Below are 12,395 nucleotides of genomic sequence, written 5' to 3'. Positions count from 1 at the left end.
TTTTGAAAGCGTTTCAGCTATTGAATAACTCATAGGTACTGAAGCTCACATTATTTTGACGGTTGACTTTCAACCCGTGATTTCATGGCAGCTATCGCCCTCCTGCAGAGATTCTTTGATGAAAAATCCAACAAATTCGGATTTTTCGGCGGTATCATAACTCGGTGGACAAAACGCCCCGCTGATATTTTGCTTTCAGGATTCGCAGCATCATTCTGCATTGCACAGGGGGACTGCCCGGTCCGCTCCTCCCGCCAAGAAAGCATCGGATGTCATCGCTTCCACGTAATAAAGTCATTACCGCCTGGGCTGTACACGCCTTCACCCTGACGGGCATCATTTGGGCGACGCTGGCGCTGCTGGCGCTGTCGGACAATCAGCCCAAGCTCATGTGGCTGTACTTGGGCATCGCCCTTGTGGTCGACGGTGTTGACGGCTCGATGGCCCGGGCCGCCGAGGTGGGAAAATATGCGCCGAACTTCGACGGAGTCATCCTTGACTCGATCATCGACTATCTGACGTGGACCTTCATACCGGCCCTGTTCATGTTCAAGACCGGCCTGCTTGGCGAAGGCGCCTGGGGCGTCTTCCTGCTGGTGCTGATCAACCTGACTTCGATGTTCTGCTATGCCAATGCGCAGATGAAGACCAATGACTACTACTTCATGGGCTTCCCGGCGGCGTGGAACATCGTCGCCTTGGCGCTCTGGTTCATCAGTCCGTCGATCGTCGTTACCAGCATCATCGTCATCATCTTCTCGATCCTGACCTGGGCTCCCATTGCCTTTGTGCACCCGCTGCGCGTCAAGCGCCTGATGCCGGTGAACATCGCGGCGGCGGCGGCATGGATCGCGGCTTCGGCGATTATGGTTGTGGGCTATCCGGAAGCCAATATCTGGACGACCATTATTTGGATCGCTTCCGGCGTGTGGCTGGTAGCCCTTGGCCTGATCCGCTCGGTGGCGGCAACATGGAAAGCCGCCGCAGAACGCAGCTAGCCCGCTAAGCCGCCGCCGCAGCGCATGCTGTTGCGGCGGCTTTTGCATAGCGCGCCCGCAGCCGGCGTTCTTCATTGAATTTGCCCAGTTCCAGAAAAATGCTAAGCAGTGTCAGTCCAAGGATGATCAATGCTACATACGGCGGGTAGTTCCTGCCGTGCAACCAGAAATACACATAGGGCGACACAAAGGTCACCAAGGTCGTCAGCGTTCCGGCCAGGCGCACCTGCCAGCGCTTGGCAAAGAGCATCGCCAGCACGCCCCAGGTATAGGGAACCGCGGTGATGATGTCGATGGACCACAAGACCACGAGACTGCCGTGGAACTGCTTGATAAAAACCACCGGCAGGGCTCGCAGGGACGAATAAACGAAAACCAGAATATAGACCAGGAAATGCGGGCTGTGGATTGTTCTCGACAACCACCCTGCACGATTCAGCTCTATCTCGGAGCCGATTTCCTTGATGGCCGCGCTGCGCATTTTCACTGTCGACATCCCAGCCAAGGCCCGGCGCACAGCCGCCGTCTGGCCCAGCGGAGTATGAATAATACGATCCACGTTCAGCATGTACAGCCCGGTTGTCTCCGTGCTCGAATCCACCCGGTGCAGCCAAGGGCCAAAGCGCATGCCCAGTTCTGCCAGCTGCTCCGCGTCGGCTTCAATGAAGAGCACCAAGCAGCCGTTTTCCAGGAGTTCTCGAAGCGCAGTCGGAACCGATCGGGCATCGAGCAGTTCTGCTGCTCCGATGATGCGCACATTGCGGGCAGTGAGGTCGGCGATGCGCTGCACTCCCGCCACCTCGCGCACCAGCCGTTCATTCAAGCTCCTGAAAGCCAGCGCGGGGTGCGAGGCCAGCCGTTGGGGAGAGTTCGCGCGGAGGCTGGATAATGTGAACCGCTGGCTAATAGGCATGAAAGAATTTTAGCCTCAGCAGGAATTATTCAGGCCCTGCTCAATTGGCCGGATAAGCGATATAAACCGCCCCCGAAAACTGTATCTAATACCCACGTATGAGATCGCGTTTCAGAAATTCAACTTTTTTGATTAGAGAACCTTAAATCAATGCAGAATTTCTTGCCGCCGAGAGCTTGTGGCGCCCAAAGTCATCCGGAGTACTGATTTTCAGCGATTCTTCGAATTCAGCACCCTCATCAGCAGCTGGCCGTCGTCGCTCATGATTGCATCTGCCTTCTTCGCCACCAATGTGCGCATGGTTTCTTCGTCGTTGACCACCCAAACGTGTACCTGGGATCCTGCCCGGTGCACCGCCTTGATGAAGCGGGCGGTGGCAACCGGAATTTTCCCGTGCTTGTAGGGGACCTGCACCGCCCAGAAGTCCTTGATCAGCCGCTGTGGAATCCGTCCTATAGCGTGGGCAAAGAGCCAGATGAGCACCATGCGCAGTTCGCCCGGCGAGCGCCGGATATGCCGCGACAGCAGGCTGGCCACCTTCGCGCTGCGCTTGGTGTCGAAAGAGGCCAAGGCAATGTTGTTGTGGGCGCCGCGGCGCTCGATCAGCTGAGCCAGCGGGCCGACGACATGTTCGTCCTTGACGTCCAGGTTCAGCAGCGCGTGCGGAAAGGCATCAAGCATTTCATCGAGGGTGCACAACTTTTCTCCACCGGCGCGCAGCTGCGACAGCTGCTCGTCGGTGAAGTCGTTGAACGCTCCGGCTCCCTCGGTGATCCGGTCCACGGTGTGGTCGTGGAAGAGGTAGACGGTGCCATCCTTGGAGGCGTGGACGTCGGATTCAAGATGGGAGATCCCCAGGTCGACAGCGCGCTGGAAGGCGATCAGGGTGTTCTCCTCCAGGCCGTTGCGGACTCCCCTGTGGGAAAAGGCATAGGTCATTTAAGCAGGCCCTCAATCACCTGGGCTACGCCGTCGCTGGCGAGCGGCGGAGCGATATTTTGTGCGCAGGCAAGCGTCTGCGGGTGGCCGGAGGCCATGGCGTAGCCGTGTCCCGCGAACTGCAACATCTGGATGTCGTTGGGCATGTCGCCGAAGGCCATCACCTCATCGGCTTCGATGCCCAGACGCCGGCAGTATTCGCCCAGCGTATTGGCCTTGTGGATGTTGACATGCGCCATTTCCAGCAGGGAGACGTCGAACGCGGAGTGGGTGACGGAGAGCAGGTCGCTCAAATCCGGCGCCACGGCGGCGTAGAAGTCGTCGATCGCCAGGTGCGGGGAGCGCGCCAAGAACTTCACGATGCCCTCCGCGTCGATCGCGGGGTTCCCCAGGTCCAGGTCCGCCTGCACCCCGAAGTCGTGGTGCCTGTCGGCGAAGCCCGGGCCCAGGTGCAGGCCCTTGGTGGTTTCGGCGGCGAAGGCAGCCTTGGGCTCATGGTCAAGGATGATCTCGGCGGCCTGGCGCGCAGTGCTGGCAGGCAGCGTCCGGGACCAGATGACCTTGTCCTGTTCCAGGTCGTAGAGCAGCGCCCCGTTGGAGCAGATGACGGTGCCGAGCCCGCCGAAGGCCTCGACAATGGGAGTCAGCCACCTGAAGGGGCGGCCGGTGACGAAGACGATCTGGATCCCCGACTCCCTGGCGGCCAGGAATGCCTGCCGGGTGCGGTCGCTGATCGTTCCGTCCTTGGCGACGATGGTTCCGTCCAGGTCCGATGCAATGAGCTTGATCATCTACAGCTCCGCCCGGCGCGGCGGGTTGGCCCCGGCGCGCTGCACGGTGACCGAGGCAGCGCGGGAGGCGAATTCAAGGGCGCCTGACAGCTCCTCGACGCTCAGCTCAGCCAGTGCACCGCGCTGCTGCGCGCCGAGCTTGCCCTGCTCGCCCAGCCAGCACAGCAGCGCCGCGGTGAAGGTGTCTCCGGCGCCCACGGTGTCGGTGACTTCCACCTGCGGGGATTCGTGTTCCGCTTCCCCGGCGCGCACCACTCCCCAGCAGCCGCGGGATCCGGCGGTGGCGACGATGATCGCCGGGCCCAGCTTGAGCCAGGCGCGGGCGGAGTCGTGGACCGAACGCATGGGGTACAGCCATTTCAGGTCGATCCCGGAGACGCGCACCACGTCGGCCTGGGCGACGAACTGCTCCACCTGGGCGACGGTCTGCGGGTGGCTGGAGACCAGCGAGGGGCGCAGGTTCGGATCGTAGCTGATGGTGGCGTGGCCGCGGGCCTTCACCAGCAGCGGCAGCAGCTCATCGGGGCTGAAGAGGGTGGCGATGGAGCCGGTGTGCACCAGCTCGGTGTCCTGCGGCAGCTCGTCGACCCTTGGCATCTGCCAGAAGGCGTTGAAGGCGAAGCTGGCGCCGCCGGCGGGGTCCAGGATGCCGTGGGCCAGCACCGTCGGCTCGTCGTCCTTGCCGCCCACGTATTTGACGTTGTTGGCGTCCAGGTAGGATTCGATCTTCCTGCCGTTCTCGTCGTCGCCCCAGCGGGAGATGAGCGTGCCCGGGTAGCCGAGCCGGGCCAGCGAGACCGCCACATTCAGCGGGCTGCCGCCCACGAATTCCTGCGCCGGCGCGATCCCTGACGCCAGAACGTCAACCAGGGCCTCGCCGATGACCGTCGGGTTCATGCTTCTCCTTTAGTAGTGCACGGGCGACAGCGCCCTGATGCAGGCCGCCCATTGGCTGCTGTGCGGGTCGATCCAGGTGAAGTGGTCCCCGTCGAAGAGCGTGAAGCTGTGTTCCTGCCCCAGCGCGGCGGCTTTCTGCGCGGCGCTGCGCGCGATCTTGACCGGCACATCCGCATCCTCGCGTCCATGAAAGATTATGACACGGGCCGGCACCGGCCATAATTCCACCGGGTCGTAGCTGGGCCGCGGCTCCTCCCCCAGCAGCTCGTCCACCGCGTCATTGCTCAGCTTCAGGTGCTGCGCCAGGGACAGGTCGAGCAGCCCCGCCTGGCTGATGACCTGGGTGATGCGCGGATCGTGGGCGGCCAGCAGCGCGCCGAGGTGCCCGCCGGCGGAGTGGCCGATCACGGTGATCGGCCCTTCCTGGCTGATCAGCCCCACCGCGAGCTTCGCGTCGGCCAGCATCTGTGCGGCGCTGCCCGGCCCGCGCCGGTATTCCAGGTTGTAGGCGGGGATCCCGCGCGCGGCCAGGTCCTGGGCCAGCGGCGCCCCGAGCTCAGCAGTGTATTTTTCGCGCCAGTACCCGCCGTGGATGACCAGCACCGCTCCGTTGGCGGTGGTGTGCTCGGGGGCGTAGTAGTCCACCCACTGGTCCTGGTGCTGCCCGTAGTGCATCCTCATTTTCCGGGGAATACCGCCGCGCGCTTTTCGACGAAGGCGGCCCTGCCTTCCACCGAATCCTCGGTGTGGTAGGCGGCGATGAAGGCGTCGGCCTCCTTGGCCAGCGCATCGTGCACATTCAGCCCGTCCATTGACACCATGGCGCGCTTGGCGATGGCTACCGCGGTCGGGGAAACTGCAGCAATTTCGGCGATGGCCGCCACGGCCGCGTCGATGAGCTCATCTGCGGGAACCACGCGGTTGGCCAGGCCGATGCGCAGCGCTTCCTCGGCCTTGATGCGCCGCCCGGTGAAGATCAGTTCGCGGGCCATGGCCTTGCCCACGCGCTGCGGCAGGCGCACGGAGCCGCCGAATCCCGGGACCAGGCCCAGGTTGACCTCCGGCTGGCCAAAGCTTGCCCGCTCGGAGGAGTAGATGAAGTCGCAGGCCAGTGCCAGTTCGCAGCCGCCGCCCAGGGCGAAGCCGTTGACCGCGGCGATGACCGGGACCTGCAGGGCCTCGAGGCGTTCGGTGACCGAGTGCATCTGCCGGGCGTAGGCGATGAAGCTTGCCTCGTCCATGGTGTTCATCTGCACGATGTTCGCCCCGGCGACGAATGACTTTTCTCCGGCGCCGGTGATGACCACGCCGCGGTATTCAAAACCCGTGGTTTCGAACCAGTCGAGGAATGCTTCGAGGTCGTTGACCACCTCGCGGGCCAGTGCATTCATGCTCTTGGGCTGGTTGATGGTCAAAATGAGCGCCTGGTCCTTGGCGGACAGCGACAGGGTATCGAATTGCAACATACCCAAACTCTCTCATGAGTTGTGGATCACCTACTAGCCTTAGCGGCGTTTGCGCCCCTTGGAACCGCTGCGGGCCTGCTTTTTGGCCTGCTGCTTGGCTTTTTTGGCTGCTTCCTGGGCTTTGGCCTTGGCCACTGCCTTCTTCTTGTCGTTGATCCGCTTGGCCTGCTGCTCGCTGTTGCGCACAGATGTCTGCCGCGAGGAGTTGGCGCTGCGTCCGCGCACGATCCCGATGAATTCGTCGACCATGCGGGTGTCTTCCATGGCGGTGGGCCAGGCGATGCCGATCATCGTCGGGGCGCCCGGCTCGATCACGCGGTAGATGACGTCCTTGCGGTGGAAGAGCCTGGCGATGGACTGCGGTACGCGCAGCACCTGGGCTCCGGAGGCGACGACCTCCATGGCGGTGGGGATGCCGCCGACCTCTTCGGGGTAGTCGGCCAGGTCCAGCTGCGGGAAGCCGGCGGCCGCCTCTTCGGGGATCGTCTCTTCGTAGTACTCGACGTCGTGGTCCTTGGCGGCGCAGAGCACCTCCAGCTCTTCGTAGAGCGGGATCACGTGGCGGGTGGCATCCTTGGGCGAGTCTCCGCGGTAGCGCACGAACACCGCGTCAGCCTGGTCCTTGGCCAGCAGCTCCAGGACGTCGCCGAAGTCCTGGCGGGCGGCGACCAGCTCGACCTCCGGGTAGCGTTCGGTGAATCGATCCATCCACTTGCCCGGGGTGACGCCTGCTACGAAGGAAACGCGAAGTTTTTGCACGTGCTTAAGCCTACGGGTTAAACGCCGCTGGCGGGCACCGAAGTGCCCGCCAGCATGCTGTCGACTACTTGTCGGTCTTGACGACCAGCACGTCGCATGGAGCCGAGTGGGCTACCGAGGAAGCGACGGAGCCGAGCACGCGGCCCAGGCCCTTCATGCCTACGTTGCCGACGACGATCATCGAGGCCTTGCGGTCTTCCGCAGCTGAGATCAGCACATCGCCTGGCTTGCCGTGGCCTGCGGCCGCGGTGATCTTGGCACCTGGGACTGCAGCTTCAACGTCGGCAGCTACGCGCTGGGCAAGCTTGCGTGCCTGCTCTGCGTCGTCCAGGATCCAGGTATCGGAACCGATGGAAACTACCTCGGTGTTGTCCGATGCGTGGGCGGTGATGACTACCAGCTCGGCATCCAGCTTGAGCGAAAGTTCAGCTGCGCGGCGAGCTGCACGCTGTGCGGTTTCCGAACCGTCGACTCCAACGATGATGGTCTCTGACATATTTTCTCCTTGTTTAGTGATGAGTCTTTAAGTGATGCATACCACTTTATGGGTTTTAAGCTACTTTTGCCCGCAAAAAGTCCACGGCGCGCGAAAAGGCGAGCTTCGCTAGCTGCGGATCATAGTTTCCGGCGGGGTTTTCGTCGTTGTGGAAGGCGTGCTTGCCGTCGTAGTAGAAGTACTCGACCTCGGCGCCCGATTCGCGGCGGATCTGCTCTTCCTGCTTGCGGGCTTCTTCCACGGGGTAGAAGTCGTCGAAGTTTGCATAGTGGCCCTGGATGGCTGCGCGTACGCCGCTGAAGTCGTTGGGCACGCCTTGGCCGACCCCGTAGAACGGCACTGCCGCCGCAATCTTTTCGCCCTGCTGGGCTGCCAGCTGCAGGACGAATCCGCCGCCCATGCAGAAGCCGATCACGCCGAGCTTGGAGCTGGTGACTGCTTCGCTGCCCAGCAGGAAGTCGACGGCGCCAGCCAGAAGTTCTGCGCCCTTTTCTTCGGGCAGCTCGGACATCATGCGTCCTGCTTCTTCGCCGTCATGGGTGATCCAGCCGCCGAAGAGGTCGGGAGCCAGTGCCACGAAGCCCTGCGCCGCCAGGCGGTCGGCAACGTCGCGGATGTGGTCGGTCAGCCCCCACCATTCCTGGATGACGATGACGCCGGGTCCGGACCCGGATTCCGGCAGTGCCAGGTAGCCGTGGGCTTCGGTTCCCGCGGATTCAAATGTCACGTTCTGGTGCGGAGTTTTTTCTGCCATCTCACAACCTTCATTTCACTGAATATCCACTGATAATCAGTCTATGGAACTAAAGGCCTTTTTGGCATTGACGCCAATCACTTTTTGAAGAATCTTCAATGTGTTGACCACTACTTTTTACTTTCCCAAGGGGACTTCCCCGATGCGCTGCAATGCATCGACGACCAGATCCCAGAATCCTGCATGATCCAGATCCACAGCTACCGAGGTGTGGCACTCGTCGCCGGCCGGTGCGCGGAAGTCCGTCACCGTCATCCCCAGGGTCAGCTCGCCGCGCAGCTCCACGCTGACCGGGGCCTTGATCGTGCGCACGATCTGCGGGTCGATGACATAGGCGACGGCGCAGGGGTCGTGGACCGGAGGCGCGTCGAATCCCTGGGTGTCGCGGTAGGCCTGGGCGAAGAAGTCCATGAGCTCGCGCACGAACCTGGCGGGCCCGGTGCCGATCTTCTCGATGCGCTCGACCACATCCCTGGTAGCCAACGCCTGGTGGGTGAGGTCAAGGCCCACCATCACGACCGGCCACGGCTCGTTGAAGACGATATGTGCGGCTTCCGGGTCGATCTTGATGTTGAATTCGGCCACCGCGCTCCAGTTTCCGGTGTGGTAGCCGCCGCCCATCAGGACCACCTCGCGCACCCGGTCGACGATGCGCGGCTCCTTGCGCACGGCGAGCGCGATATTGGTCAGCGCGCCGGTGGGCACCAGGGTGACCTCGCCCGGCTCATGGGCCATGATGGTTTCGATGATCAGGTCCACCGCGTGGCGTTCGTCCAGCTCGATGCGCGGGTCCGGTTGGGCGGGCCCGTCCATTCCGGAGTCGCCGTGGACATCGCCTGCGGTTTCCGCCGCGCGCACCAGCGGCCGCGGGCAGCCGGCGGCGAAGGGGACGTCCACGATGCCTGCGATGGTGCCCACGGCGAGGGCGTTGGCGGTGACCTTCTCGAGGGTCTGGTTGCCCGCCACAGTGGTCACTGCCAGCAGGTCGATCTTGGGATTTCCATGGGCCAGGATCATCGCCACTGCGTCGTCGTGCCCCGGATCGCAGTCCAGAATGATCTTGCGCGGTGCTGCTGCATGGTCCATGGGTTGGCGCGTCCTTGAGCTTCGTCGATGGGGGTACCCTAATGATTCTTCCGGCAAACCGGCAGATTCGTCAAGCGCTTAACTAATATGCCGCTTCGATAGCAAAGCGAACTAGTATGGTTCCATGATCACTGAGGGAAGGCCTGCAATGAAGCAGCCAGCGCGTCGGGTTACCGCGGCCATGGTCGCCGAACATGCAGGGGTGTCGACCGCAACCGTGTCGCTCGTGGCCAACGGCAAGTCCAGCGGCCGGGTGTCCAAGAAAAACGAGGAGCGGGTGCTCGAAGCCATCCGCGAGCTTGGATACTACGTCGACAGCATCGGCAGCTCGCTGGCCAAGGGCGTGAGCTCCCTGGTGATTCTGGTGGCCCCCGACATCTCCAACCCGTTCTTCGCCAAGGTCATCACCGGCGTGCGCTCGGTGCTGGGCAACGACTACCAGCTGCTGCTCTCGGTCACCGACGCGGGCCTGTCCCCCAGCGCCGCAGAAACCCGCCGACTGCTGGGCCTGCGCCCGGCCGGACTGCTGGTGCACGCCCCCACCCAAGAATTCCTGGACGATCTGGCCGGTCCCCTGCCGCTGGTGGCCTTGGACGCGCCGCGCATCGACGAATCCATCCCGGCGGTGAATATGGATGTAGCCCAGGGCGCGGAAGATGTCGTCGCGCACTTCGCAAAGCTCGGCCACACCAAGGCCGCCTACTTGGATGCGAGCACCGGAACCGACACCCTGACGGTGCGCCGCGAGGCTTTTCTCGCGGCGGCGCAGCGCTATGGGATCGAAGTCCTTCCATCATCCATCGACAGCTGCATGATCGACGTAAAGGTGGCCTCGGAGCTCTTCGAACAGCGCTGGGATTCCTGGCGGGCAGACGGCGTCACCGCCCTCGGCTGCGCTACCGACAACCACGCCTTCGGCGTGCTGCATGCGGCGCGGAAACTGGGCCTCGACATCCCTTCGCAGCTGGCGGTGGCAGGGTTCGACGACCTTCCGTATTCGGCGACCTCAAGCCCCGGCATCACCAGCGTGCGCCTGAATGCCACCGAGATGGGCAGGCAAGCGGCCCTGAAGCTGCGCGAGATCCTTGATGGGCGCAGCCCGCAGGAGCTGCAGTCCACATTGCCAAGCTCCCTGATGGTCCGCGGGTCCACGCAGCCGGAAGGCGCCCGTTAGTTGAAGCGGGACACCAAGTTCTTCGCCATCGCCTCAGCCGTCATCGCACTCGCGGTGGTCTTGGGAATGATCGTGCTCTCCAGCGGCGTGCTGAGCCTGATCTTCGATCCGGAGCCCGAGGGCTACTGGCTGCTTCGCATCGTTGGCCCCTAGGACATGAGCTTGCCGCCCTTGGCCACGTCTGGATCGGTGCAGGACGACAGGTCAAAGCAGCAGGGGCGGCGCTTGCCGCCGCGCAGCTCGGAGATACTGACCTCCACGCGGCGGCTTCGGGTGGCAGGGTTCTTTGTAGCTCCAACCCACCGCACCCATTCCCAGCGGGCCATCGGCGTCAGCGACCGCCAGGTGTCATGCAGCTCCGGCGCTTCTTCCAGCGCCTGAGCCAGGTCCGCCGGAACGAGCACCTCGGGCCAGTCAGCTCCGGTCGCCACCTGCAGTTCAAGCGTCTGGCCGTCGGCTGCATCAACGGCCAGCGGGCCGCGGCCGTCAATTGCCACCCAATGCCCTTTGCGCCCGTCGGGCTCGATGACAACCGTGAAGATCCCAGTTTCATCCATGACATCCACGGCAACTTGACCGCGGCTTGGCAGCTGCCGGCTGGAGTGCTCGTCGAATGCAACAATGCGGCGGCCGGCGGCAGTTCTCACTGTGCCAGTCAAGTTGATGGTCTCGCGCTTTTCGGCCATGACTACTACTTTCACCTCAAATAACTTTCAGCCCGACTCTTAGCCGACCCTCGTGCGGAAGCTTCCATCATGATAGGTTTCGACATGTCAGATGTCGTATTTTAGCGTGAGATGAAAGCTGCACCATGACCGAGGTCCACGGAAGAACATGGCACGCCTGGCTGGCTGCACGAGGCTCGGCCGCAGTACTGATCATTGCGGCGATCATAGCCCAGGCGCAGATGACTATCTCGGTCACCCTTGACCTGCACCGCGACCTTGCAACGACCATGGTCAATTTCTTCAGCTACTTCACGATTCTGTCGAACCTGTTCTGTGCAGTAACCCTGTTCATTGCCGCTGCCTGGATGATGCGCTCTTCCCGCCCTGTCCAAGAACCGCTGTGGCTGGCCTTGCTGCTGGCCTGCGCTTCGACCTACATGATCGTCACCGGAGTGGTGTACAACCTGCTGCTGCGCAACATTGCGCTCGACCAGGGGACCACCGTGCCTTGGTCAAACGAAATTCTCCACCTGCTCGGCCCTGCCTACATGCTGATTGACAGCCTTTTTGCCCGCAGTACCAGGCCGCTTCCATGGAAGCATGCCACCGTGGCATTGATTTTCCCAGTACTTTGGCTCGCCTATACGTTCATCCGGGGTCCTTTCACCACTGCACCAGCAACCGGACTGCCGTGGTGGTACCCCTATCCCTTCCTCAACCCGCACATCCAAGGCGGCTGGGGCCCAGTCCTCGGTTATGTTGCAGGCATCGCCGCGGCGATTGTCATCGTCGCCTTCCTTGTCGTGGCAATGGGGCGCCGTCCTCGGGGAGCAAAATCTCAGGCGCCTGCAAAGCAAATGCATTGACGGGCGTGCCTGAACCCAAGCAGAGGTTTAAAAGGGCCAATAGCGGAATGCCTACCCAGATCGATATCAATCAGCGCAGAACACCGCTCTTCCCAAGAGGAAGTACGGGCGACTTATCGGTTCAGCTTTGGCAGGACTTTGGTGAACAGCAGAAACATCGAACCCCACAGCACCACGCCAAAGGCAGCAAAGATGCCCAGAATGATCAGGAAGTCGATTGAAGACCTCATCGGATACCAGCCGGCAAGCATAAAAGCGGGCAATACGGTGACAAGCATCAGCACACAATGAATCACCGTCTGCTTAAGCAGGCCCCACTTTTCGACCTGATAAATAAATGCCGCACCCGATACAGCGGCAATGACGACGCCTACTGCCAAAGTCGAACGTCCTGCGTAGACATCGCCCTGGATGAGAAGTGCCGTCCCAATGCCGCTCATAATCAGCAGGGGAATCCCAGCGGCCAAGACAATTTTCAGCGGCGTTCTCATATTCGGAGGCTAACAAACTGGAAGTTGTTTTCCTAGAGTTGTTAAAGCAAATGATCCCCAATCAATCTGATTGAGGATCATTTCCATTTGTGCGCGA

16 protein-coding genes are annotated in these 12,395 nt (G+C 62.1%); 4 read left to right on the top strand and 12 right to left on the bottom strand.

The window, feature by feature from the left end; translation table 11 throughout:
• The first annotated feature begins 269 nt into the window (after nt 1–269).
• Nucleotides 270–998, top strand: coding sequence for a CDP-alcohol phosphatidyltransferase family protein (locus AUR04nite_RS14575; RefSeq protein WP_141366415.1), 729 nt, complete (start codon nt 270–272; stop codon nt 996–998).
• A 4-nt stretch (nt 999–1,002) separates the two neighbouring features.
• On the opposite strand, the gene AUR04nite_RS14570 is transcribed toward AUR04nite_RS14575, so the two are convergent.
• The 10 genes from AUR04nite_RS14570 to uriH all read right to left on the bottom strand — a co-directional run bounded on the left by AUR04nite_RS14570 (nt 1,003) and on the right by uriH (nt 9,099).
• Nucleotides 1,003–1,788: a hypothetical protein gene (locus tag AUR04nite_RS14570; protein WP_141366413.1), complete on the bottom strand. Its 786-nt coding sequence runs from the start codon at nt 1,786–1,788 to the stop codon at nt 1,003–1,005.
• A gap of 333 nt (nt 1,789–2,121) precedes the next feature.
• Complete coding sequence (locus tag AUR04nite_RS14565) at nt 2,122–2,850, bottom strand: glycerophosphodiester phosphodiesterase family protein (protein ID WP_141366411.1); 729 nt, start codon at nt 2,848–2,850, stop codon at nt 2,122–2,124.
• On the bottom strand, nt 2,847–3,641 hold the full coding sequence (locus AUR04nite_RS14560; RefSeq protein WP_141366409.1) for an HAD family hydrolase: 795 nt from the start codon (nt 3,639–3,641) through the stop codon (nt 2,847–2,849). Before AUR04nite_RS14560 ends, AUR04nite_RS14565 begins: the two co-directional genes overlap by 4 nt.
• Entirely contained in the window at nt 3,642–4,538 is an 897-nt protein-coding gene (locus AUR04nite_RS14555; protein ID WP_141366407.1) for a carbohydrate kinase family protein, read from the bottom strand. It abuts the gene before it with no gap.
• Between the two features lie 9 nt (nt 4,539–4,547).
• Nucleotides 4,548–5,219 carry an alpha/beta hydrolase gene (locus tag AUR04nite_RS14550; protein ID WP_141366405.1) on the bottom strand — a complete coding sequence of 224 codons (672 nt, stop codon included), beginning with the start codon at nt 5,217–5,219 and terminating at the stop codon, nt 4,548–4,550.
• Nucleotides 5,216–6,004, bottom strand: a complete 789-nt coding sequence (locus AUR04nite_RS14545; RefSeq protein WP_141366403.1) for an enoyl-CoA hydratase/isomerase family protein — start codon at nt 6,002–6,004, stop codon at nt 5,216–5,218. The genes AUR04nite_RS14550 and AUR04nite_RS14545 overlap by 4 nt, the downstream gene beginning before the upstream one ends.
• 39 nt (nt 6,005–6,043) lie before the next feature.
• A complete protein-coding gene (locus tag AUR04nite_RS14540) occupies nt 6,044–6,763 on the bottom strand; it encodes a substrate-binding domain-containing protein (protein ID WP_141366401.1) in 720 nt (239 codons plus the stop codon).
• Nucleotides 6,764–6,827: 64 nt separating this feature from the next.
• The gene (locus AUR04nite_RS14535; protein WP_141366399.1) at nt 6,828–7,259 is read right to left on the bottom strand and encodes a universal stress protein; all 432 of its coding nucleotides are present in this window, start codon (nt 7,257–7,259) and stop codon (nt 6,828–6,830) included.
• A gap of 55 nt (nt 7,260–7,314) precedes the next feature.
• Nucleotides 7,315–8,013, bottom strand: coding sequence for a dienelactone hydrolase family protein (locus tag AUR04nite_RS14530; RefSeq protein ID WP_141366397.1), 699 nt, complete (start codon nt 8,011–8,013; stop codon nt 7,315–7,317).
• A gap of 117 nt (nt 8,014–8,130) precedes the next feature.
• The gene (gene uriH / locus AUR04nite_RS14525) at nt 8,131–9,099 is read right to left on the bottom strand and encodes a uridine-preferring nucleoside hydrolase UriH (RefSeq protein WP_141366395.1); all 969 of its coding nucleotides are present in this window, start codon (nt 9,097–9,099) and stop codon (nt 8,131–8,133) included.
• A 148-nt stretch (nt 9,100–9,247) separates the two neighbouring features.
• Between uriH and AUR04nite_RS14520 the strand changes: the two genes are divergently transcribed.
• Complete coding sequence (locus tag AUR04nite_RS14520) at nt 9,248–10,273, top strand: LacI family DNA-binding transcriptional regulator (RefSeq protein WP_246055547.1); 1,026 nt, start codon at nt 9,248–9,250, stop codon at nt 10,271–10,273.
• The gene (locus AUR04nite_RS17965; protein ID WP_170184224.1) at nt 10,274–10,426 is read left to right on the top strand and encodes a hypothetical protein; all 153 of its coding nucleotides are present in this window, start codon (nt 10,274–10,276) and stop codon (nt 10,424–10,426) included.
• Here AUR04nite_RS17965 and AUR04nite_RS14515 read toward each other — a convergent pair.
• On the bottom strand, nt 10,423–10,959 hold the full coding sequence (locus tag AUR04nite_RS14515; RefSeq protein ID WP_141366393.1) for a YdeI/OmpD-associated family protein: 537 nt from the start codon (nt 10,957–10,959) through the stop codon (nt 10,423–10,425). The genes AUR04nite_RS17965 and AUR04nite_RS14515 overlap by 4 nt on opposite strands.
• A 125-nt stretch (nt 10,960–11,084) precedes the next feature.
• Between AUR04nite_RS14515 and AUR04nite_RS14510 the strand changes: the two genes are divergently transcribed.
• Nucleotides 11,085–11,807 (top strand): Pr6Pr family membrane protein, encoded by a 723-nt coding sequence (locus AUR04nite_RS14510; protein WP_141366391.1) that lies wholly within the window; start codon nt 11,085–11,087, stop codon nt 11,805–11,807.
• A 113-nt stretch (nt 11,808–11,920) separates the two neighbouring features.
• Here the strand turns inward: AUR04nite_RS14510 and AUR04nite_RS14505 are convergent, their stop codons facing one another.
• Complete coding sequence (locus AUR04nite_RS14505) at nt 11,921–12,298, bottom strand: DUF3021 domain-containing protein (RefSeq protein ID WP_141366389.1); 378 nt, start codon at nt 12,296–12,298, stop codon at nt 11,921–11,923.
• Between the last annotated feature and the right edge of the window lie 97 nt (nt 12,299–12,395).

The sequence above is a fragment of the Glutamicibacter uratoxydans genome, assembly GCF_006539925.1.
GTDB classification, from domain to species: Bacteria; Actinomycetota; Actinomycetes; order Actinomycetales; family Micrococcaceae; genus Glutamicibacter; species Glutamicibacter uratoxydans.
This window is presented reverse-complemented; position numbering and strand designations above follow the sequence as displayed.